This window comes from Streptomyces sp. NPDC089799, assembly GCF_040684755.1.
GTDB lineage: Bacteria > Actinomycetota > Actinomycetes > Streptomycetales > Streptomycetaceae > Streptomyces.
Genome location: NZ_JBFBGR010000043.1, coordinates 19,571 through 39,896, shown reverse-complemented (window position 1 = coordinate 39,896; position 20,326 = coordinate 19,571). Strand labels below are relative to the sequence as shown.

17 protein-coding genes and 8 pseudogenes are annotated in these 20,326 nt (G+C 70.8%); 14 read left to right on the top strand and 11 right to left on the bottom strand.

What is annotated here, in order from left to right; translation table 11 throughout:
* Window positions 1–372 precede the first annotated feature (372 nt).
* Window positions 373–531, top strand: a pseudogene (locus tag AB0O36_RS32475) (ISL3 family transposase); the annotation flags it as partial.
* Window positions 532–547: 16 nt separating this feature from the next.
* On the opposite strand, the gene AB0O36_RS32470 reads toward AB0O36_RS32475, so the two are convergent.
* On the bottom strand, window positions 548–823 hold the full coding sequence (locus AB0O36_RS32470; RefSeq protein ID WP_365116436.1) for a hypothetical protein: 276 nt from the start codon (window positions 821–823) through the stop codon (window positions 548–550).
* Between the two features lie 299 nt (window positions 824–1,122).
* On the opposite strand from AB0O36_RS32470, the pseudogene AB0O36_RS32465 reads away from it, so the two are divergent.
* Window positions 1,123–2,352: pseudogene (locus AB0O36_RS32465) on the top strand (IS256 family transposase).
* Window positions 2,353–2,387: 35 nt separating this feature from the next.
* Here the strand turns inward: AB0O36_RS32465 and AB0O36_RS32460 are convergent.
* The 4 genes and pseudogenes from AB0O36_RS32460 to AB0O36_RS32445 form a co-directional block, all read right to left on the bottom strand.
* Window positions 2,388–2,954, bottom strand: a pseudogene (locus AB0O36_RS32460) (GNAT family N-acetyltransferase).
* Window positions 2,955–3,028: 74 nt separating this feature from the next.
* Complete coding sequence (locus AB0O36_RS32455) at window positions 3,029–3,967, bottom strand: MerR family transcriptional regulator (RefSeq protein WP_365116433.1); 939 nt, start codon at window positions 3,965–3,967, stop codon at window positions 3,029–3,031.
* A gap of 95 nt (window positions 3,968–4,062) precedes the next feature.
* Window positions 4,063–4,601, bottom strand: a pseudogene (locus tag AB0O36_RS32450) (IS110 family transposase); the annotation flags it as partial.
* A gap of 66 nt (window positions 4,602–4,667) precedes the next feature.
* Window positions 4,668–5,502, bottom strand: a pseudogene (locus AB0O36_RS32445) (IS5 family transposase); the annotation flags it as partial.
* Window positions 5,503–5,605: 103 nt separating this feature from the next.
* Here AB0O36_RS32445 and AB0O36_RS32440 point away from each other — a divergent pair.
* From AB0O36_RS32440 to AB0O36_RS32430, 3 genes and pseudogenes are all read left to right on the top strand, one after another.
* Window positions 5,606–5,791: pseudogene (locus AB0O36_RS32440) on the top strand (RidA family protein); the annotation flags it as partial.
* Between the two features lie 71 nt (window positions 5,792–5,862).
* On the top strand, window positions 5,863–6,786 hold the full coding sequence (locus tag AB0O36_RS32435) for a 2-dehydropantoate 2-reductase (protein ID WP_365116430.1): 924 nt from the start codon (window positions 5,863–5,865) through the stop codon (window positions 6,784–6,786).
* A gap of 272 nt (window positions 6,787–7,058) precedes the next feature.
* On the top strand, window positions 7,059–7,544 hold the full coding sequence (locus tag AB0O36_RS32430; RefSeq protein WP_365116428.1) for a hypothetical protein: 486 nt from the start codon (window positions 7,059–7,061) through the stop codon (window positions 7,542–7,544).
* 107 nt (window positions 7,545–7,651) lie between these two features.
* Here the strand turns inward: AB0O36_RS32430 and AB0O36_RS32425 are convergent, their stop codons facing one another.
* Entirely contained in the window at window positions 7,652–8,086 is a 435-nt protein-coding gene (locus AB0O36_RS32425; RefSeq protein ID WP_365116427.1) for a nuclear transport factor 2 family protein, read from the bottom strand.
* 74 nt (window positions 8,087–8,160) lie between these two features.
* Window positions 8,161–8,898 carry an SDR family oxidoreductase gene (locus tag AB0O36_RS32420; protein WP_365116425.1) on the bottom strand — a complete coding sequence of 246 codons (738 nt, stop codon included), beginning with the start codon at window positions 8,896–8,898 and terminating at the stop codon, window positions 8,161–8,163.
* A 124-nt stretch (window positions 8,899–9,022) separates the two neighbouring features.
* On the opposite strand from AB0O36_RS32420, the gene AB0O36_RS32415 reads away from it, so the two are divergent.
* Window positions 9,023–9,889 carry a helix-turn-helix transcriptional regulator gene (locus AB0O36_RS32415; RefSeq protein ID WP_365116423.1) on the top strand — a complete coding sequence of 289 codons (867 nt, stop codon included), beginning with the start codon at window positions 9,023–9,025 and terminating at the stop codon, window positions 9,887–9,889.
* Window positions 9,890–10,121: 232 nt separating this feature from the next.
* On the opposite strand, the gene AB0O36_RS32410 is transcribed toward AB0O36_RS32415, so the two are convergent.
* Window positions 10,122–10,985 (bottom strand): LysR family transcriptional regulator, encoded by an 864-nt coding sequence (locus tag AB0O36_RS32410; RefSeq protein ID WP_365116421.1) that lies wholly within the window; start codon window positions 10,983–10,985, stop codon window positions 10,122–10,124.
* A 92-nt stretch (window positions 10,986–11,077) separates the two neighbouring features.
* Here AB0O36_RS32410 and AB0O36_RS32405 point away from each other — a divergent pair, with 92 nt between their 5' ends.
* Both AB0O36_RS32405 and AB0O36_RS32400 read left to right on the top strand, forming a co-directional pair.
* On the top strand, window positions 11,078–11,815 hold the full coding sequence (locus AB0O36_RS32405) for an SDR family oxidoreductase (RefSeq protein WP_365116419.1): 738 nt from the start codon (window positions 11,078–11,080) through the stop codon (window positions 11,813–11,815).
* Between the two features lie 714 nt (window positions 11,816–12,529).
* Window positions 12,530–12,712: pseudogene (locus AB0O36_RS32400) on the top strand (DUF6207 family protein); the annotation flags it as partial.
* 192 nt (window positions 12,713–12,904) lie between these two features.
* Here AB0O36_RS32400 and AB0O36_RS32395 read toward each other — a convergent pair.
* The gene (locus AB0O36_RS32395) at window positions 12,905–13,294 is read right to left on the bottom strand and encodes a hypothetical protein (protein ID WP_365116514.1); all 390 of its coding nucleotides are present in this window, start codon (window positions 13,292–13,294) and stop codon (window positions 12,905–12,907) included.
* A gap of 218 nt (window positions 13,295–13,512) precedes the next feature.
* Between AB0O36_RS32395 and AB0O36_RS32390 the strand changes: the two genes are divergently transcribed.
* The 4 genes from AB0O36_RS32390 to AB0O36_RS32375 all read left to right on the top strand — a co-directional run bounded on the left by AB0O36_RS32390 (window position 13,513) and on the right by AB0O36_RS32375 (window position 16,539).
* A complete protein-coding gene (locus tag AB0O36_RS32390) occupies window positions 13,513–13,911 on the top strand; it encodes a hypothetical protein (protein ID WP_365116417.1) in 399 nt (132 codons plus the stop codon).
* Window positions 13,912–13,953: 42 nt separating this feature from the next.
* On the top strand, window positions 13,954–14,886 hold the full coding sequence (locus AB0O36_RS32385) for a helix-turn-helix domain-containing protein (RefSeq protein ID WP_365116416.1): 933 nt from the start codon (window positions 13,954–13,956) through the stop codon (window positions 14,884–14,886).
* 114 nt (window positions 14,887–15,000) lie between these two features.
* On the top strand, window positions 15,001–15,855 hold the full coding sequence (locus AB0O36_RS32380) for a carbohydrate-binding protein (protein WP_365116414.1): 855 nt from the start codon (window positions 15,001–15,003) through the stop codon (window positions 15,853–15,855).
* A 27-nt stretch (window positions 15,856–15,882) separates the two neighbouring features.
* Window positions 15,883–16,539, top strand: a complete 657-nt coding sequence (locus AB0O36_RS32375; protein WP_365116506.1) for an AraC family transcriptional regulator — start codon at window positions 15,883–15,885, stop codon at window positions 16,537–16,539.
* A 346-nt stretch (window positions 16,540–16,885) separates the two neighbouring features.
* On the opposite strand, the pseudogene AB0O36_RS32370 reads toward AB0O36_RS32375, so the two are convergent.
* Together AB0O36_RS32370 and AB0O36_RS32365 are read right to left on the bottom strand one after the other, a co-directional pair.
* Window positions 16,886–16,978, bottom strand: a pseudogene (locus AB0O36_RS32370) (IS5/IS1182 family transposase); the annotation flags it as partial.
* 398 nt (window positions 16,979–17,376) lie between these two features.
* A complete protein-coding gene (locus tag AB0O36_RS32365; RefSeq protein WP_365116413.1) occupies window positions 17,377–17,583 on the bottom strand; it encodes a hypothetical protein in 207 nt (68 codons plus the stop codon).
* Window positions 17,584–18,561: 978 nt separating this feature from the next.
* On the opposite strand from AB0O36_RS32365, the gene AB0O36_RS32360 reads away from it, so the two are divergent.
* Together AB0O36_RS32360 and AB0O36_RS32355 are read left to right on the top strand one after the other, a co-directional pair.
* Window positions 18,562–18,936 (top strand): hypothetical protein, encoded by a 375-nt coding sequence (locus AB0O36_RS32360; RefSeq protein ID WP_365116411.1) that lies wholly within the window; start codon window positions 18,562–18,564, stop codon window positions 18,934–18,936.
* A 261-nt stretch (window positions 18,937–19,197) separates the two neighbouring features.
* Entirely contained in the window at window positions 19,198–19,527 is a 330-nt protein-coding gene (locus AB0O36_RS32355; protein ID WP_365116409.1) for a hypothetical protein, read from the top strand.
* Window positions 19,528–20,326 lie beyond the last annotated feature (799 nt).

Sequence of the window (20,326 nt, the reverse complement as noted above, 5' to 3'; positions counted from 1 at the left end):
GAAGCCCGCTCGGTGCACGCTCGGCCATAACCCCAGCGTGCACTCACCCTGGTAACGATGCACGTCGACGTTCCATTCGGCGGCCAACCCCTGAACCCCCCTCATGCGACCCTCGGTCCCGCCATGGGGACGGAACCCGGGGGCCGTGCGGGTGGCAACACCCTGGCGTGCTCGCGAGTCGCACGCACGTTCCCCTCGGCATTCGCGGCGTTCATCGTGGCCGCGAAGACCGGAACGTTCTCGAATCACCCCCGAACAACAGGGAAGCATCCAGGCCCTCTCCCAAAGGGGGTCCAGTACGGAGCCATCACCACTCCACACTGGACCCCTTTGCATGCCCCCTGGTACAGGCTGCACGCCGCCTCCACGCTCGCCGCCGGCATCGACCGCGACCGCCTCGCCGTCATCGCCAGCCTGACCCTGCCCTGGAACTCGGGCGTCGTCGAAGGCCACGTCAACCGGATCACGATGCTCAAACGCCAGATGTTCGGCCGGGCCGGCTTTCATCTTCTCCGGAAGCGCGTCCTGTCTACTCGTGATGTATGGGTCAGACGGCGTCATCAACGAGCCCGAAGCCTTCCGGGAACCCTTCCAGGAACTCCCGCCGCGCGGGGTCGGACTCGGCTTCGGCCATCGTCCTGAGCAGGCCAATCAGTTCGCTCCGCTGGTCGCTCGACAGCTGGCTGACCAGGTGGGCGACACCCTCCAGGACCTTGGCGGCGTCGTCCGGATCCATCTGCTCGTCTTCACTGGCCTCGATGAACCACAGGACATCGACCAAGGCCTCGGCCAAGGCGTGGGTCAGAGACGAGTAAACGGGCATCAACGCGGTCTCCTGGCAGGTCGCGGCAGCAGAGTCCCGCCATCCCATCACACGCCACTGACACATCACACTCAGTCAGCCCTCCAATGAGCCAGAACCGCTTCTCGTGAACAAAGCCAGCCGCGGGCAGCTCACAGCAGGCTCCGAGCGAACGGGCACCGATGCTCTTCCGCCGCTGACTGCATGGCTCCGCAGCGTGGACACTTCTGGAGGCTGTCGAAGCCGGTTGCGCAGGCGAGGCAGAAGTCCACTGGGCGGTCCAGGTCAGCCGCCGTGGAGACTCCGCGGACGAGCAGGCCGTGTGGGCACAGCGGGCAGCGCGAGACGGGTCGTCGCTGCTGGACGAGAGCGTCCGGGAGGGCGCCCGCAGGATGCTGGCCGCCGCGCTGGAAGCCGAGGTCAACGCATACATCGCCGAGTTGGCCGACCAGCGGGACGAGAACGGGCGGCGGCTGGTAGTGCGCAACGGCTATCACCAGCCGAGGAAGGTCACCACCGCGGCCGGGACCGTGGAGGTGAATCCCGCGGGTGAACGACAAGCGCACCGACCTCGATGCGGGCGAACGCAGGCGGTTCTCCCCGGCGATCCTGCCGCCTTGGGTCCGGAAGTCCCCGAAGATCAGCGAGGTGCTGCCACTGCTCTACCTGCATGGCTTGTCGTCTGGGGACTTCGTGCCCGCGCTGGAGCAGTTCCTCGGCAGTTCGGCCGGGCTGTCGCCGGCCACCGTCCCACGGCTGACCAGTGGCAGGCCGACCACGCCGCCTTCATGGACCGCGATCTATCGGCCACGGACTACGTGTACGTGTGGGCCGACGGCATTCACCTGCGCATACGCCTGGAGGAGGCCAAGGCTGCCGTGCTGGTGGTGATGGGCGTGCGGGCGGATGGCACCAAGGAGTTGATCGCGGTGGCCGATGGTTATCGCGAGTCGACGGAGGCGTGGGCGGGTCTGCTACGCGACTGTGCCCGACGCGGGATGCCCGCCCCGGTGCCGGCCGTCTGGGACGGCGCGCTCGCCTTCTGGAAGGCCCTGACCGAGGTGTTCCCCTGACACCCGCGAACAAAGATGCCGGGTTCACAAAACCGCGAATGTTCTCGATTCCCTGCCGAAGTCGGCCCAGCCCGCGGCCAAGCGCGCCATCCAGGACATCCACAACGCCGAGAACAAGGAGCAGGCCCGCAAAGCCGTCGCCATATTCGCCGAGCAGTACAATGCGAAATACCCCAAGGCGGTCAAGAAGATCGCGGACGATGAGGACGAGCTGCCGGCGTTCTACGACTTCCCCGCCGAGCACTGGATCCACCTGCGGACCACGAATCCCGTCGAGTCGACGTTCGCCACCGTGCGGCTGCGGACCAAGGTGACGAAGGGTGCCGGCAGCCGGGCTGGCGATGATTTCAGGCTGGTCGAGTCCGCCGAGGCCCGCTGGCGGGCCGTGAACGCACCCCACCTCGTCGCTCTGGTCCGTGCCGGGTCCGCTTCGCACGCGGCCACCTCGTCGAACGCCCCGAGACCCTCGCGGCGTGAGCAGCCTCAGCCGATCCGCAAATGCCGGGAGGATCTCAGGCACTCGTGCGCCGTATATGCAGGTGGCCATCGCGGGGGAAGGAGGGCGGCGCCGCGGGCAGGATGCTGTCGAAGTCGTAGCGGCTCTTCTGCGCAACCTGGCACGATGCCAGGTTGTCCACCTGGTGCAGGAGTTCGAGACGCTCCAGCCCGTCGGCTTCCAAGGTGTCGAAGGCCCAGCTGGTGAGTGCCTCCAAAGCGCGGGAGGCCACTCCCCGCCCTCAAGCGTGCGCCGCGGTCCAGTAGCCCACCTCGGCCGCCGGTTTGCCGGATGTGACTTCCTTGAGGACCACGTTGCCCACCAACTGTTCACGAACTGAACCGGGTCGTGCCTCAAGGACGGCGAAGCCGAACCGGTCCCCCGCTGCCCAGCCCTGCTGCTGGGTCTGCACCCAGCGCGTCCCGTCGGCATCGTTGTCCACGACAGAGCTCGCCCACTGGCGCAAATCGGGATCCCGGCTCACTTCGACCAATGCGGCAACGTCCTCCATGCGCCAGGGGCGAAGAACGAGAGCGGGAGAGACCGGCGACGCGGCCACCTGAAGTACGACCGGGGCACTCACCAACCGATCATATGCGGCGGCGTTTTCACCCGACGCCAGCCGCGTCCGCCCCATGCCGCCTTGCGACCGCACCGTTATTGCTGTGTCCGGACGCGCAGAGCCTGGACGGACCAGTCGAGCACTGGAGCCAGACTCTCCGGGGCCGGCCAGCCGTTGACCACTGCGAGCAGCTGGAGGTATCGCTCCCTGCGGGGGTCGTTCACGCTCTCCAGCCGAGTCGCCAGCCGGCGGCGAAGCTCGACGTCGTCGGGGCGGCCGAGGAGGTGCGCGTAGTGCGCCGTGAACGCCGCGACGATCGGATCGGCCTGGGGCGAGGCCGGGTCGATGCCGGCGGTCAGGGCCGGGCCGGCCTGGTCACGGACGGCTGCGGCGATGTCGCGGCGCGGGCCCATCGTGTCGCTTCGGGCCTGCTCGGCTGCCTGGTCCTCGGCCATCCGCCGGACGACGGCGCGGAAACCCGGGTCCAGGGACATTTCGGCCAGCTCCACCCACGCCTGGACCTGCTCCGCCTCCGGATTGTCGGGCAGCTCGGGGGTCATCGAGCGCATGACCCCCGCGAATGCGGGGGCGGCGTAAAGACCGCCGAAGACGGCGTCGAGGAAATCGCCGATCAGATGTCTGCGTTCGTCCTCGGAAAGCTGGGCCAGCCGGTGCATGAGTTCCGTCTCCTCAGGGGTGGACCCGCGCTCGGCCACCGCCGTCAGCACCGCGCGCCGCAGGCCGAGGACGCGGATCTGCACTGCCAGTGCTTCGGCGTGCGCCGCGGCGACCTCGGGAAGCGAGAGCTCGCGGTCCACGACCTTGCGGATCGTGGGAAGGTCCAGTCCCAGCTCGCGCAGGGTCCGCACGAGGTCCAGGCGTGCGACGGCGTCGATGTTGTAGAGGCGGTAGCCGGCCGGGCTGCGGTCTGTCGGCGCCACGATTCCGCGATCGGAGTAGAACCGAATGGTCTTGACCGTGAGACCGGTCCGCCGAGCCAGTTCGCCGATCGAGTAGAGCGTGTCGCCGTCCATGTACCCCACCTTCGTGTCTCCCCCTACGGGAGACTCAAGTCCCTTCGCCTACCTGCAGGCAACCACTCCTCATCCACACGTCTTGACAATTCCTCCTGCCGCGGGGCTTCCCCGCGGAAGGCCTGCTGGATTCGTTCAGCGTCCGTCTCGATGCCTCGGCGGCGGCCGGCCCGTCGGAGCATGGGGATCAGCTTCCACATCTGCAGCTTGACAGCCAGGGCAGGTGTAGGCGCAACGGCGAGGATCCTGCGGGCATCAGGGCGGGCCAGGGTCCCCGGCTTGTCCCTGAACGCCTCGATCATCGCCGGAAGTGCTCCCTCAGCAGCGAGCGCAGCTGATTGGGGACCTGCTGCCGGTTCCGGACCGCGTCCTGCTGTGCGCGGACCGGGACAGCGACCGCCTGGGCCAAGTCGGTGTCGGCGGGCAGCGGCCGGTGCACCGGCGCGTCGGTACGGATGATGTCCGCCAGGACCAGGTAACCGTGTCCCGCGAGCAGGTCGAGCAGGTCGAGCAGCAGCCGGTAGTCATCCGGGTCGTCGTTGATCCGGCACTTGGCCAGCAGCTTGCCGGTGTCATCGACGAGAGCGCCCTCGTGGTGCCCCTCCGTCCAGTCGATCCCGCAGAACACGTCCATGGAACCGGCCCCTTCTCCGGTGCTGTTCTCGAAGGCGAGCACGCGGAGCCGCACGGCGCACCAGGCCCGGTCTGACAAATGATCAGTTGGTGGGTTCGCGGAGCCAGAGGATCAGGGAGGCCAGTACGATGCCGGCGCGGTAGCGGACGGCGAGTTTGTCGAACCGGGTGGCGATCGCGCGGAACTGCGTCAGACGGGCGAGGCATCGCTCGACCACGTTCCGGTCGCGGTGGACGACCTGGTCGAAGGCAGGGGGTCGCCCCCCGCGGGTGCCGCGCCGCTTGCGGTTGGCGATCTGGTCGCGGCGCTGGGGAATTGTGGTGGCGATGCCCCGGCGCCACAGCAGTCGGCCGATCTCCCTGCTGGAGTAGGCCTTGCCGCCCAGGACCCGGTTCGGCGTGGTGCGGGGCCGACCGGTGGCGGAACGCGGGACGCGGATCCCGTCGAGGACCTGGCCGAACGCGGTGGCGTCATGCGTGTTGCCGGGTGTGAGCACGATCGACAGGGGCAGGCCCCGGTCATCCCGGATCTTCCAGTTCGTCCCCGTCTCGGTCCCCATTTTGCGGGCGCCGGCAGCATGCTGGTGAGTGCGGTTGACCGTGGAGTCGACCGAGACGGTCCACTTCACGCGGCCCGCCGCCGCGTCGCGGACCTGGATGTGTTCGAGCGGCGGACCCAAATCCCTTCCGACTCCCGTCGGCAGAACCGCTCGTACGCCGCCGGCCAGGGCCCGTATCGCTCGGGCACGTCACGCCATGGAGCCCCTGGTCCGCAGACGCCACAGCACGCCGTTGACCACCTGGCGGTGGTCCCGCCAAGTACGGCCACGCCCGTCCATCTGCGGCAACAGGGGCGCTATCAGCTCCCACGCCGCGTCCGTCAATTCACCTCGACCCGCCACAAGATCGCAGCCGGCGCCCATCGCCGTCGGGAACGAAGAAGGCGTTGCTGCTGAACCAGGCCGCCGACGGCCAGCACGCGGCCGGCGCGCGCGCCTGCACGACGTCGTCAAACTGACGGTCTATCTGACCGACCTGGCCGACCTGGACGCCTTCCGCCGGATCCGTGACGAGCACCTGGATCCTGCCCGGCCGCCCGCCTGCTCCCTCGTGCAGGTCGCCGGACTGCTCCACCCCGCCTTCCGCATCGAGATCGACGCCCTCGCCAGGATCGACCCGGCCACGGCCTGACCAGCAGTACGCGCCCCACTGAGGGCGGCAACCCGCCCGGGTGCCGACCCGCCACCGAGAGGAACCCGGCCATGCCCCTGTCCGTGCAGCCCCCCGCCGCATCCGTCCCGGACGCCGGCCGCAAGACCGTCGCCGTCCTCGGCCCCGGCCGAGTAGGCGGCCTGCTCGCCGCACTGCTGGCGGGCGCCGGGCACCGTGTGATCTGCCTCGCCCGCGAAGGGAGTGCCGGCCCGCTGCGCGAGGGCGGCATCCGTGTCCGCAGCCGTCAGTTCGGGACGCTCACCACGGAGGTGGAGGCGGACACCGTGCTGCGCGAACCCGTCGACCTGTGCCTGGTGACCGTCAAGAACACCGTCCTCGACGCGGCTCTCCACCGCGTCCCGCCCCACCTGCTCGCCGACGGTGCGCTGGTGCCCCTGCTCAACGGCGCCGAGCACCTCGACGTCCTGCGCGCCCGGTACGGCGACGAGGCAGTGGTCCCGGCCGTGATCCGGGTCGAGTCCACCCGCACCGCGCCGGGCGTCATCGAACACGGCAGCCCCTTCGTCGAGATCGACCTCGCCGGACCACCGGAACGGCCGGCCCCGCTCGCCGACCTGCTCACCGCCGCGGGCCCGGTCACCCGCCTCGTCCCGGACGAGAGCGAGGTGATGTGGGGGAAACTCGCCTTCCTGGCCCCCTTCGCTCTACTCACCACCCGCCACGGGCAACCCATCGGGCACATCCGCTCCGCGCAGCGGGACACCCTGGCCGCGCTGGTCCGGGAGACCGTGGCGGTCGGCCGCGCCTGCGGCGGACGGACGGCCGACGAAGTCCTGGCACGCTACGACGCGTTCCCCCCGGACAGCAGGTCCTCCATGCAGCGCGACGCGGAGGCCGGGCTCCCGCTCGAACTCGACGCCGTCGGCGGAGCCCTGCTGCGCGCAGCCGAACGGCACGGCATCCGCGTACCGCTCACGACCCGCCTCGTGGCGGAACTCGCGGCCCGCGCGTAGTCGGCAGCGCGCCCTGCGGGCCGGGGCCGCAGCGTCTGGCGCGGCACCTCGCCGCGTTGCCGAAACGTCCCGACAGCGGCGTTCTCGCGGATGCCGGGGGCGGTCCGGGCGGGGAAGGACGCGGCCGACGACATCGATGGCCGGTGTCGGTCGACTCGACGATCGTGCGGGCCCACCAGCACGTCATGGAGGGCTTCCGAGGGCACCTCGGATCGGTCACCATGAAGGTCCGGCGGCGATCCGAGGGTGGGGATGAGCGAGGTGGGAACGCCATGGACGGGCAACAGAGCAGGCCGGAGCAAGTCGGACCCGCCCCGTGGCTGGCGCTGGCCTGTCTGGTCGGACTGTTTCTGGCCTACGTCGTACTGACGAACTTCACCGCAGAGTTGCGGGCAGCGCTGTGGGGCGAGCCCGGCACCGTGACCGAAGCCGACTGCCGGACGTACGACAACACCGGGGCCAATGCGGGAACGTCGACGTCCTGCTCGGGCGCCTTCACCCCCGACGACGGGGGCTCGTCGTTCAACGTCCCCGTCAAGGGCGACATCGATTCGCAACCGGTCCGCGCGTGGCTGGTGGACGGTACGTCCGGCACCGCGTACGTCTCACCAACCGTGTGGGCGGGGGTGCTCCCGGTGGGGCTGTCCCTCCTCCTGGCCGGTCTCCCGGCGGCGGTGACGGTGGAGCGCGTGCGCCGCGTCCACACACAACGCGCTGGAGAGCCGCTTCACGGATCAGACCCAGAGTCGGGTGCGTGATCAACAACGAATCTTCGCCATGTGCACCGACCCTGCCGCCTGCGCGGAAGTCGGAGAGAGCGCCGCATCCCGATCGGGGGTCTCCCGGTGGTGCCGGGAGGCGCGTATCAGCCCGATGCGAAGGCTTCTTGGGGAGCGTGGCCGTCAGTCCACCAGATCCCGAGCTCTTGCCGGACCACGAGCCAGCCCTGATCGGGGTCGCGGCGGAACTCCCAGTCGTAGGGGCCGCCCATGGAGTAGGGGGCCGAGGACCGTCCGGGGGTGGTGACGGCGACGAACCACATGTAGCCGATGCCGGTCGCCGCATCACCAGCCACGTCGAAGTGAAGGTTGAGCAGGTGGTGCTGCATGCTCGGGAAGGGCGCCTCGGCTTCCTCCACCCGGGCGCGGATCGCCTCCCTCCCTTGGATCGTGCCCCAGGGACCGAACTCCAGGACGGCGTCCTCGGCCCAGCAAGCGGCCCAGGTCGCCCAGTCCCGGCGGTCCAGGGCGCGCCAGCCGCGGGTCATCAGGGCACGGAGCGCCTCCTTGTCCTCCAGCACCCGCAGTCTGCGTGCCAGAGCGTCCGGGCCGCTGTCGGCCGTGCCGCACCGGGAGCACGGGCGCCCGGTGCGCGTCACTGGGCGCTCGCGGAAGGTCGGACCACGATCTCGTTGACGTCCACCTCCGGTGGCTGGGAGACGGCGTAGGCGATCGCGTTTGCGATGGCGTCGGCCGGTATGGCGACCGAGCGGTAGCTGCGCATGGCCTCCCGGGCGGCCGCATCCGTGATGTGGTCGGCGAGTTCGGACGCGGTCACGCCCGGGGAGACGACGGTCACCCGGACATCGCCGGCGGACTCCTTGCGCAGGCCCTCGCTGATCGCGCGGACGGCGAACTTGGTGGCGCAGTAGACGGCGGCGGTGGGCACGACCTCGTAGGCCCCCACGGAGGCGACGTTCACGATGTGCCCGCCGCCCTGGGCGCGCATCGCCGGAAGGGCTGCGGCGATCCCGTGCAGCACTCCCCGCACATTGACGTCGATCATCCGGTCCCACTCCTGGGTCCGGGCCTCCTCCAGCGGTGAGAGCGGCATGATGCCGGCGTTGTTGACCAGCACGTCCATCCGCCCGTAGAGGTCGCGGGCAGCGCGGACGAACGCCTGCACGTCGGCGGCGTCGGTTACGTCCAGCCGCCGGGCGGCGGCCGTGCCGCCCAGGGCGGCGATCTCCGCGGCGAGCGCATCGAGACGCTCGGTGCGGCGTGCTCCCAGGAGCACGCTGTGTCCGTCGGCAGCAAGGCGGCGGGCGGTCGCCTCACCGATCCCGCTGCTCGCTCCGGTGACGGCGATGACTTTCGATGTGTGGGCGCTCATGTCCGGCTCCTTGCCTCGGTAGGACACCGAGTCTGGGCCGGGGCCCGGCCGCCGCCCAGGCTGCAAGGTGCCTGGGTGCGACACACCCAGGCATGTCCGGCAGCCGGCGGCCTAGCCTGGGGCGGTGAGCGACAACCACCTGGGAGACTTCCTCCGCGCGCGCCGGGCCGCCGTCCGGCCCGGCGACGTCGGTATGACACACCACGGCATGCGCCGGGTGGCCGGGCTGCGCCGCGAGGAAGTCGCCGTGCTGGCAGGGGTGAACGCCGACTACTACACACGGCTCGAACAGGGCCGCGAACGCCGCCCCTCGGCGCAGGTGGTGGACGCACTGAGCCGCGCCCTGCTGCTGGACGCCGACACCATGGCGCATCTGCACCGGCTGGCCGGCACCGTGCCGGGCCGCCCGGTCTCGGCTTCCCCGGGCCGGGTGAGTCCCGCCCTGCGTACGCTGATCGACGGCTACCCCCACACGCCCGCGTTCGTCATCGGCCCCACTCTCGACGTCCTGGCCGCCAACGCCCTCGCCGAAGCCCTGTACTCCCCCTTCGACCGGACGGACAACCTGGCCGCGATGGTTTTCCTGGACCCGGCCAGCCGATCCTTCCACACCCGGTGGGACCAGACCGCCGAGGCCGTCGTAGGCCATCTACGCGAAGCCGACGGCCGGGAACCCGGCAACCTGAGGCTGCGTGCCCTCGCCGACGGACTGAGCGAACGCAGCGCGGACTTCGCCCGGCTGTGGAACACACACACCGTGCGCGGCAAGACCCGAGCGGCCAAGGACTTCCACCACCCGCACATCGGCGACCTGCACTTGACTTACCACGCCTTCGACGTACGCGAAGCCCCCGGCCAGCAGCTGGTCGTCTACCACGCCGACCCCGGCAGTCCGAGCGCCGAAGCCCTCCACCTGCTCGGCTCCATACACGCCACGTCGAAACGGCCCCCGGGAGCGATGAGCAAAGCGTCCAGGGACACCCACTCGTGAGGAGCCCCGGTGACTCCAGGCCGCGGCCGGGGGCACACCCCGAGGCCGACTGGGCGCAGCTGCGCACGGCCGGCAAGGGCCGCTGCTCTCCTCTCTCCGGACTCCAGGCGCAGCTGTCCTGAGCGCGCCCGGCCCCGGCCCTGATGGACGACACCTCTTCCGTCTTCGGTCCCACCGGACCTGGTGGCGTCTGAGCTGTCCCGGGTGGTGGGCGATGGGGAGCAGGAGCTGGTCATAGCCGTACGGCCGTGCGGATCAGGCCGGCCAGGGTGAGGGAGCGGCTGTGGGCGGGCCAGGCGATGTGGGTCACGACGGGAGGTGCATCGGTCAAGGGAACGGCCGTGTGCTCGGCCCACAGCCAGGAGCGGGCGGAGTCGGGGACGACCGCCACGGTGCGTCCGAGGGCGATCAGCTGGGCCAGTTGCGTCTGGTTGTGGATCTCGGGGCCCGGGCCGGGTGCGTAGGTGCCGTGGGTGGGCCAGCGGGCGAGCGGCAGATCGGGGACGTCTCTGACATCGGCCAGGGACAAGGTCTCGCGGGCGGCGAGGGGGTGCCCGGCAGGCAGGACGGCGACCTGCCCCTCGGTCGTCAGTGCCTCGCTGTCGAACCCGGCGAGGGAGTTCCACGGCGTGTGCATGAGCGCGACATCGGCACGTCCGTCGCGCAGCAGCTCTTCCTGCTCGCAGATGCCGCACGGCAGCACCTCGATCTCGGCGCTGTCGGGCTCGGCCGCGTAGGCGTCGAGAAGTTTCCGCAGCAGTTCGTGGGACGCGGCGGCCTTCACCGCGAGGACCAGCCGGTTGCGGGGGCCGCCGGGGCTGTCGGCACCGCCTGCGCGCCGGGTGCGGCGAGCGGCGGCAGCGGTCGCGTCGAGGGCCGCCCGGCCCTCGTGGAGCAGCACCTCTCCGGCGCCGGTCAGACGGACGCCACGGCGGTTGCGCTGCAGCAGGCAGACCCCGAGGCGCCGTTCGAGCTGCTGGATCGCCCGCGATAGCGGCGGCTGGGCCATGCCGAGGCGCTCGGCGGCACGCCCGAAGTGCAGTTCCTCGGCGACGGCCACGAAATACCTCAACTCGCGGGTTTCGAGGGTGTCCACGGCCGCAGCCTACGTGGTGATACCTGGCGGGTATGACAGGGCACCGGATCGGTGTTGGCCGCGCCACTCGTCCGCGAGCCAACATCATCAGCATGAGCGAAACGATGATCGCGCTGGTGACCGGCGCGAACAAGGGCATCGGGTACGAGATCGCGGCCGGGCTGGGCAGCCTCGGGTACCGCGTGGGCGTGGGGGCCCGTGACGCGGCCCGACGCGAAACCGCCGTCGGAAGACTGCGCGCCGTCGGCGTGGACGCGTTCGGGGTACCGCTGGACGTGACCGACGACCGGAGCGTCACCGATGCCGCGGAACTGGTCGAACGGCTGGCCGGGCGCCTGGACGCCCTGGTCAACAACGCCGGCATCTCAGGCGACATGGGCCCGGGGTGGGTGCAGGACCCGACCGCGCTCGACCTGGAAGTGCTCCGCACGGTCGTGGACACCAACGTCATGGGTGTCGTCCGGGTGACCAACGCGATGCTGCCACTGCTGCGGCGCTCGGCCTCGCCACGCATCGTCAACGTCTCCAGCAGCGTCGGCTCCCTGACCCGGCAGGCGGACCCCGACACCGAGATCGGCCCGATCATGGCGGCCTACGCGCCGTCGAAGTCGTTCCTCAACGCCCTCACCGTGCAGTACGCCCGGCAGTTCACCGGTACGAACATCCTGATCAACGCCGCCTGCCCGGGCCTGGTCGCCACCGACTTCACCGGCTTCCACGGGCCCCGCACCCCCGAACAGGGCGCGGCCACGGCGATCCGGCTCGCCACACTGCCCGACGGCGGCCCGACCGGTTCGTTCTTCGAGGACGACGGCGCCGTCCCCTGGTGATCACGAAACCGCCGTGGATTCCGGAGAAACCAGTGCACTGAGAATCCCGGGCCGAGCGTTCTCATCGAACCCGGCAACCCCGCAGATCAGCACAAGAGCCACAGACAAGCCCAACGCAACAGGACATCCGCGCAACGCTCCAGGTCACCGGCGCGTACCTCCACCGGGCCGGTGACAACTGGGCTGCGTCACCGGCGCTGGTGACAACAGGCTCGCGCATCCGGTGACAAGTGCCCCCGAGAGTCCCGCGGGGCCGCAGGTCGGCCGGCGACTCCGGTGACATCCATCGCTGCAATGCACACCTTCTGGGCCGACGCCTCGCCACTACACGAAGTCGAAGTCGAAGTCGGGGTCGGGGTCGGGGTCGGGGGTCGGTGCGGTCTACGTCCTCGGCGTTCTCCAGCCCGGCGGCCGCGAGGCAGACCCTGATGCCGGCCGGGCGGTGCGCGACCCTGATGGCGACACCGTCGTAGCGCACCCGGCGCCAGCCCTGCTCGTCGGACGGGTAAACGATCAGCTTGGCGCAGCCTCTTCGCGTCCCTCCCTACCGGCCCCCCGGGTGCGCGCGAACGGGTGACGCCCACCCCGGGCAGCACCTCGCGGACACCCGCACCGGCACCTCCGGCCGCGGAGTGCGTTCGGGTGTACGGGGTGCGGCCCCCGTACACCACGAGACCGTCCCACCGGACGGCAGGAGCCAGGCTCGAATCCCTCATGCGGGTGGAGCCGAGGCCGACAGCGAATCACCTCGCTTCCCCCGCCGTCGCAACGGTCATGAAGCCGATCGACGAGCAGCACATCGCGGAGCCCGGCCTGGTGGTCCTGGACATCACCGGAGGAGACGAGGACACCGTCCGGGCTGTCATGACCACCCTGGAAGAACGCTGGGCGACCTCGGGCATCACCCCCGTGGAGGTTCCGCATGCCGCACATTTCCGCTGGTCACAGCCTCTGGTGAACTCCTGCTCGAAGGAGTGGTCCGAGCACCAGGGGTTCGGCCTGAGGGGCTGGAAAGGGCAACGGCAGGTCAGCCAGGACGAACAGGCACACCCGGAAGATCTGCACCCGACTGGGTTCACGCCGAGAGCGTCAGCACTTCTCCTTCTGCGCCTGCTGGATCAGCGGCACGGCCTCGTCCAGCGTGAAGGTGACCTGCCAGATCTCGGCCGCCCGGTGCAGGGTGTCGGCGAACTCCTGGTAGCCGTGGTCCTGTTGAGCCGCGTCGGCGGCGCGGTTGGTCGCCGTGTTCAGGTACTGCTCGGCGGTCTGGTAGTAGGGGTCGGTCAGATTTTTCGGCCGGGGGCGGGCGAGTTGGTCGGTCAGCTGCTGCAGGGAGGCGCAGGCGGACTTGGCAGACTCGCGCGCCGCCACCGTGGCCTTGGAGGGCGTCGAGCTGCAGGCCGCCAGGGAGAGCGTGGACGCCAACAGCACGGGCAGGGGCAGTGACAGGCGAAGTATCAGCTGACGTCGACTGGTCATGGGTCAATCCTAGTGAGCATGACGGCCTGACCGCCCGGAAATCCGGTGGGCCCGCAGCCACCGTCCTGCCCGGCCCGCATCCGGGCCTTGTCTGCTCTGGCCTGCAACGCGGCCATCAACGACGGCACCGCTTCCGCCCACTCTCGCCCCAACGCCCGCGCACCTCGGCGGGCTCGTCACCCGCGACGGTGTTCGGGGTGGCTTGCCCCGGATCGCCTTTGCAGATCGGGTACCGGCTCATCATCCCGGTGTCGCTCTTGGCGCTCGCCGCGGCGCTCGGCCTCAGCGGGCTCGGCCTGGTGTGGGTCACCATCGCCGTGTCCTGCTTGGTCGGAATTCCCGAGATCACGGCCGTGATCGTGGACAACGTGTTCAACGAGGCGGTGCCCTCGCACCACCGGGCGAGCCTGCTGTCGGTGATCGCGTTCGTGGAGTTCGTGATCACCGGCATCGGCTGTCTCGTCCTCGGCGCGCTCATGGACGGGCTGGGCTCCGGTGCGGTCATCTCCGCCCACGCCGCCGTCCCCCTGCCGGCGTGTCTCCTGCGGCTCCCGGTGCCGTTCCGAAGGGCGCGGGTGACCACCGGGACCGAGGACGAAGCCGGCAGACGTCCGTGATTGGTCTGTACCTGCTCGGGTGGCGGGCCGGACACTGCGGGGATGGACCGGCTCCGGAACACCCGCCTCCCCGACCTGCCCCTGCACCGCCTCGACGTCCCCCTCCCCCACCTGCTGCCCTTCGCGATCGGGACCTTCGACACCATCGGCCCGCTGTCGCGCGCCTCCTTCCCCCACCGGCACACCTTCTACGAGATCGTCTACGTGACCGGCGGGAGCGGCGCGCACGTGCTGGACCTCGTCCGCCGGCCGGTGGAGCCCCCGCAGCTGTGCGTGATCACCCCCGGCCAGGTCCACCACTGGGCCGACGCGGACGGACTCACCGGGCACGTGGTGCTCTTCAACGAGGAGTTCCTGCTGACCCACGCGGACGACGCGTCCGCCCTGCGGGTGCTGGCCGCCCGGCCCGGGCACCCGGCCGGTGACCAGGCCGCGCCGATCGCCGCGCTCCTGGCCGACATGGGCGGCGAGTACCGGGACCTGCAGGCCGGCTACCAGGACGTACTGCGGGCCTGCCTGCACATCCTGATCGTCCGGGCGTCACGGATCCCGGGCACGGCCGGCACTCCGCCGGACGCGGCGACCCCGGCGCGCGACCGGGCCGCCGAACTGGCCGCAGCCTTCGGCCGACTGCTGTGCGAGCCCGGTGGGGCCGGACGGCCGGCCGGCTGGTACGCGCGGGAACTCGGCGTGTCCACGGGGCACTTCCAGACGCTCGTGCGGCGGGCCACGGGACTCTCACCCGGCAGCCTGATCCGCCGGCAGCAGACGCTGGAGGCGAAGCGGCTGCTGTCCGGCACGGCCATGACCGTACGTCAGATATCGCAGCTGACCGGTTTCTCGGATCCGGCGTACTTCTGCCGGTTCTTCAGGAGGGAGACGGGGATGTCGCCTGGCGAGTTCCGCAACCGGGCCGGTGGAAATCACCACGATCCCCGGATCGAATCCATCGCCGCGCATCCGGACGGACCGTAGGTTGGCTGGTGGCCGCGATCGGACGGGCCGCCCGGGCAGATGCCCCGGCAGGCTGCGCCCATCTCCTGTCGCGCCCCCCACCCCCCCACCACCCGCCCACGCGAGGAGGCCTCGATGCCCGCATCGCAGGAGCCCACCACCACACCCCAGCCCACGGGCGACGGACACCGGGTCAGCCGCAAGACCGTCCTGCGCGCAGCAGCCGCGCTGGGCGCCGCCCCACTGCTGATCGGGGGGCGCGTCGCGCTCGCCCGGGACCAGCCGGCTTCGGGCGCCGTCGTTCTGGCCCCGACCCCGGACTGCCACGACGGCGACGGGCCGACGGTGGAACAGATGGAGGGCCCGTACTTCAAGCCGAACTCCCCGTTGCGGGACTCCCTGATCACGAGCGGCACGCCCGGCACCCGGCTCACCGTCAGCGGGTACGTCTTCGGGCGGGGCTGCCGCCCGATCCCCGGCGTGCTGCTGGACTTCTGGCAGGCGGACGACAACGGCGCGTACGACAACAGCGGCTACGCCTTCCGCGGGCACCAGTTCAGCACGGCGCAGGGCGCGTTCAGCCTGACCACCATCGTTGCGGGGCTCTACCCCGGGCGCACCCGCCACCTCCATGTGAAGCTCCAGGCACCCGGGCGCCGGGTGGTCACCACCCAGCTGTACTTCCCTGGCGAGCCGCGCAACGGCACGGACACCCTCTTCGACAGCCGCCTGCTGATGAACCTGCGCCAGACGGGGCCCGGCCTGGAAGGCACGTTCGACTTCGTCCTGGACGTACCCCAGGACCCGACCACCCCGCCGACCACTCCCCCTCCGACGACTCCGCCCTCGGGCGCCTGGACTCCGGGCCGGGCGTACCGGGCCGGTGACGGGGTCACGTACGCGGGACTCGCGTACCGCTGCCTGCAGGCGCACACCGCCCTCGCCGGCTGGGAGCCGCCGAACGTCCCGGCGCTCTGGCAGCGCGCCTGAGGACCGCCCGGCCGGTCCGGCGGGCCTCTGCCTCCGGCAACGGGCCGGCCGGACGTCGGGCGACACGAAACGTCTTGCCTTGGATGCAGGGCTCACCCGGTTCCGGCAGGGGCCGGCGGCGGGGCCGATTCCCTGCCGGCCGTGATCCACGTTCCCGGCATGAGCGCCGACCCGGAACTGCAGGGCATCGTCCGGCTCCTGATCCCCGAGACCACCCGCACGCGGCCCGGAGCACGGGTCGTGGCCGCCCGTCTGACCGACGTCCTGTTCGTCCAGGTGATCCGCGCCTGGCTCGACCTCGCCGACGCCGACGCAGGATGCGGGCAGCGGTCCTGGCTCACCACGTTGCGCGACCCGCGGATCGGCGCCGCGCTCTCGCTGGTCCACGGGGCGCCACAAGCCCCGTGGACGGTGGAGAGCCTGGCCCGCGAGGTGGCGATGTCGCGCCCGGCGTTCGCGCGGCAGTTCAGGGAACTGGTCGGCACCGCCCCGCTCGCGTACGTGTCCCGGCTGCGCGTCGACCGCGCCGCCCGGCTGCTGCGCGAGACGGACGATCCGGTCGGCGACATCGGCGAAGCCATCGGCTACGCCTCCGAGTTCGCCTTCTCGCGCGCCTTCTCCCGGGAACGGGGCATCGCTCCCGGCTGCTACCGGCGGGCCGCCCGGGTGCAGCCCGCCGCCTGAGCCGTCGCAGGGCGCTGCGACGGCCGTTGCCGTCCTCCAGCAGTACGACCACAGGAACAGCCATGACCCGAGATCCAGCACCTCGCCCTCCGCACGGCCCCCTTCAGCGGCGGTGCGGGCTGCGGGGCGGCGGCGCGGGGGCGCGCCAGGAACCCGACCAGGACACCCTGTTCTGATCACCGCTGGCGCAGGTTCGCACCGCGCAGACCGCGAACGGTGGCTGGACCAAGAAAGACCGTTCCACTTCGCTTCGAGGTACTTGCGCCAGCCGGACGGCGGAGGCCACGGCACTCCCCACTCGGCAAGCCCCGGGCCGTCGCCACCCGCTGCGACAGGCGGGCCTGTGCTTGATCTGGCGTCTTCGCAGGTAGCGGCGGTTGCGGCGTGAGCTGTATGCCTTGTCGCCGCCGAGGTGGTCCGGCCGCGTGCGCGGCCGTCCGTCCTGCGGGCCGGGAACTCGGATGCGTTCGAGGACCTCGATCATCTGCGGTGCGTCTCCCCACTGGCCGGGCGGGGCCGGTGGGGTGGCGCGGCGGCGGCCCAGCCGTCTGGTTCCCGGACGTCGGCTGAGCGTGACGCGGCAGTGCCGGGCGCAGTGTGTCGGCGGGTCAGATGGTCAGGGCCGGGTGTGCGTGGCGCTGGTAGGAACGCCCAGCGCGGGGCTGGACCTACTCGGCAGCCCGACGAACCCGCCTCCTCGCCTACCTCGGGATGAGGCGGGCAGGGCAGAGAGAGTGAGGGGCCTGCGTGGGTCGGCTCTGCTGTGTGAAGCCGTGCGGCCTCCGGCACGTGTGTGTTCGCCGGAGGCCGCGTGGAACGGCGGTGTAGGCAGTGGAGCTACTCGTCGGCCTCGTCCCAGGCCCGCTTAACCCTGCGCGCCCTGTCCACGACCGTGCCTACAGGGTCGTTGTAGAGGTCCACTCCGAGCTTCGCAGCCTCGTAGGTCATCTTCAGCTCGCTCGCCAGAGACGGCGGGTCGAGGTCGTTCTCTTCCCGGTAGCGTTGGTTGACTTCTTCGGCCCGTTCCCAAAACAGCTCTGGCACTGGTATCTCCCAGGGTCCGCAGGAGTGCCTTGCCACGACAGTAGAACGATTCCGGCCACCGGAACAGGGCGCCCTGACCGGTCTCTCGCCGCAGGCCAACGCATGTCGCACCACCAGCACCAAGACCCATTCGGCGTCACTACCACCAGCTTCCCGGACCACCGGAAAGCACAGTGCGTCCGGCCTGGTGCCGACGCCGCCGCGGACTCGGTCAACGCCCCAGCGCCAGGCGGAGCCAGGCAGAACAAAGCGCCGCGCCAGGGCGAGCCTGTCCAGTCATCCCCGCCGGGCAGTCTCCCCAGCCGCCCGGCTGTGACCAGGGGGCCCTCGCCTCGGGGCGGCCGAGGTCGGCCGACACCCCCATCCTTTGGTCGTGCTGCGGCCGCGCCCTCGTCACGCTCTGCGCCGGAGTGCGGGCCGGCCCCGGTTTTCACTCGCTCGGGTGAAGCGAGGGCCATGGAGGGGAGAAGTGCGACAGGCGCTTCGTCTGGGTGGCGAGGACGCGTTCACGCCGACCGTGTCCCGCCGGATAGATGGAGTACCACGGAAGATGACGCCGTCCCTGGAGTGGATCGGGCATGTCCCGGCCACCGTGAGCGCGGTACACGCGCTGGTTGTTCTGGCCGGCTTGCCGCACGGCGCGCCGCATCCGCTGCCACCATCCGACCTGGCTGCGCCGGTGCTTGTACAGGCGGGCCCATGGTCTCCTGCGGACAGGCCCAGTTCGTCACGCATCGCTCCGAGGTCGTGGCCGGTGGCGTGGAGTACCGTCTCAGCGGTGGGCACCCAACGGGCAGCTGCCATACGCAGGCCGGTACCGCGGGCCCGTCTGCCCGGGGCTTCGGGCAGACGGATGAGGTCCCACCCCTTTCGGCCGATGCCGGTGGGCGTCGCGCCTGCGGTCGGCACCACGTCGGCGAGGGTGGTGCGCCTGAGCGGCCCGAGGAGGGCCGCGGTCGCCGAAGGTGGGTCTGCGCCATGTCCCGTCGCGTCTCCGTACTGCTGAGCTCAGCCGCGCTGATCGGCGCCATCGCCGCTCCCGCCGCGGCGGACCCGGTGCCGATCACCTCGCCCTATGTACAGGCAGCCGCCGACGTCAGTGCCGCCGGCGTGCTGAAGCGGGCCAAGAACATCGACTGGGTCCGCCACATCGACACCGGTCGGTACTGCGTGAACATCGGCGACCGGGTGAACGTGGCCTTCAGCGTGGTTCAAGTCGACCTGCCCAACTCCAACCGCCGCAGCTTCAGCACTCTTCCCAACCCCGTGTGCGGCACGAATGCGGTCACGGTCTACACGTATGACCTCCGGGGCAGCTACGTCGACAACCCGTTCACAGTGGTCGTGCTGTGACCGGCCGGAACGCGCTGCCTCCCCGGCACGAGTAGGGGCACTGGTTCCGGGTCGCCTCGTACGAGGGTGCCGAGGAGGCGGCGACAGGCGTGGGCGGCTCAAGCAGCCGATGCGGGAGGCGGGCAGGTTGCGGACACAGAGCGGGTTCCTTCCCCGGACCCGGCCCTGTTCGGGGAGCAGGTGTCCGCCGCACGACCCAAGCCGGTACGACATTCCGCCCGGTCGCGGGGTAGCGGAGGCCGACGGCGGTACCGTGCGTGCATGAACCTGCTCCTGGACTCCTGTGCGGAGTGCGCGCGCCTGCTCCGTACCCAGCGGGATGCGGCACGCCCGGATGCGGCCCCGGGGCCGGACAGCGGCGTTGCCCGGCCGGAGCTCGGGCTGGCCCGGCACCTGGCCAACCGGCACCCGCACCTGATCCCAGGCTGGTTCCCCGGATGCGAGCGGTGTGCCGAACTCGACGAGGAACTGCGCCGGGCGCAGGAGCAGGGCCTGCTGGGTGCCGGCGTCTACCAGATCGGCGCCGAGCATCGTGCGCTGCACCTACTGAGCCCCCACGGAGGCCGTTTCCGGGGTGGGACCCGGCTTTGACGGGCCGGCCCGGCGGAGCCTGTGTTCAGTGGGTGCGCCCGGACCCCGGCAGGTCCGCGTCCTGCTCGGGGACTTGGAGAGGCCCCGGTGACCACCCTGGGAGGGGCCAAGAGACACTCGCTTTCGCTTCTCTTCCCGGAAACGGTGACTCCGTCGTTCGAAGCTACGTGCCGCCGCGGCACGGCAAGGGGTGCCCTCACGGTGCTCCGTGACGACGCACTTCGGTCACGACTTGGAGCAAGCGATGGGCCTGTCGTCCAACGCTGTTCCACGCTGTGTCCATGGCGAGACGATCACAGCTCCGGGCGGGTACGACGGGCGGATTCCTCCTCAATGGATGCCTGACCATCCTGGGCCTGCTACTCGCTGCCGTCGTCGGCGGGGTGGTCTGGCTCAAGACAGAGCCGGCGCGTGACGAGGCCCAGGCGCGGAAGAACCTTCGGGAGAACGTCGAGGTGTTCCGCGACCAGCTGGGCGGGGCAGCGGCCGACAGCAACCTGACCGACACGGAGATCACCCGGGTCTTCCCCCCGTCGAAACCCGCCAGAGGCCTCGTTGGCGTGACGCGGCAGGGCGGGGCCGTCACCGTTGTGGCGGAAGTGTCAGGCCAGGGACCGCCCCGCGCCTTCATCTTCGTGTACGAGAAGTCGGTGGCGGGCTGTTACGCCTTCGAGGTGCCGCCTCCTGCATCCGGGGCCCCGCGGCCCTCCGTGCGGGAACTGCCGCAGGAGGCGTGTGCGGCCAAACCGGCCACACACCCCGGAACCGGTCGTCAGGATCCGACGTTCCCATGGCTCGG

Bases quoted from the DNA above. Each gene is read 5' to 3' on its own strand.
- AB0O36_RS32470 (WP_365116436.1), bottom strand. From the start codon at position 823: ATGCCCGTTTACTCGTCTCTGACCCACGCCTTGGCCGAGGCCTTGGTC.
- AB0O36_RS32455 (WP_365116433.1), bottom strand. From the start codon at position 3,967: ATGGACGGCGACACGCTCTACTCGATCGGCGAACTGGCTCGGCGGACC.
- AB0O36_RS32435 (WP_365116430.1), top strand. From the start codon at position 5,863: ATGCCCCTGTCCGTGCAGCCCCCCGCCGCATCCGTCCCGGACGCCGGC.
- AB0O36_RS32430 (WP_365116428.1), top strand. From the start codon at position 7,059: ATGGACGGGCAACAGAGCAGGCCGGAGCAAGTCGGACCCGCCCCGTGG.
- AB0O36_RS32420 (WP_365116425.1), bottom strand. From the start codon at position 8,898: ATGAGCGCCCACACATCGAAAGTCATCGCCGTCACCGGAGCGAGCAGC.
- AB0O36_RS32405 (WP_365116419.1), top strand. From the start codon at position 11,078: ATGAGCGAAACGATGATCGCGCTGGTGACCGGCGCGAACAAGGGCATC.
- AB0O36_RS32395 (WP_365116514.1), bottom strand. From the start codon at position 13,294: ATGACCAGTCGACGTCAGCTGATACTTCGCCTGTCACTGCCCCTGCCC.
- AB0O36_RS32385 (WP_365116416.1), top strand. From the start codon at position 13,954: ATGGACCGGCTCCGGAACACCCGCCTCCCCGACCTGCCCCTGCACCGC.
- AB0O36_RS32380 (WP_365116414.1), top strand. From the start codon at position 15,001: ATGCCCGCATCGCAGGAGCCCACCACCACACCCCAGCCCACGGGCGAC.
- AB0O36_RS32360 (WP_365116411.1), top strand. From the start codon at position 18,562: ATGTCCCGTCGCGTCTCCGTACTGCTGAGCTCAGCCGCGCTGATCGGC.
- AB0O36_RS32355 (WP_365116409.1), top strand. From the start codon at position 19,198: ATGAACCTGCTCCTGGACTCCTGTGCGGAGTGCGCGCGCCTGCTCCGT.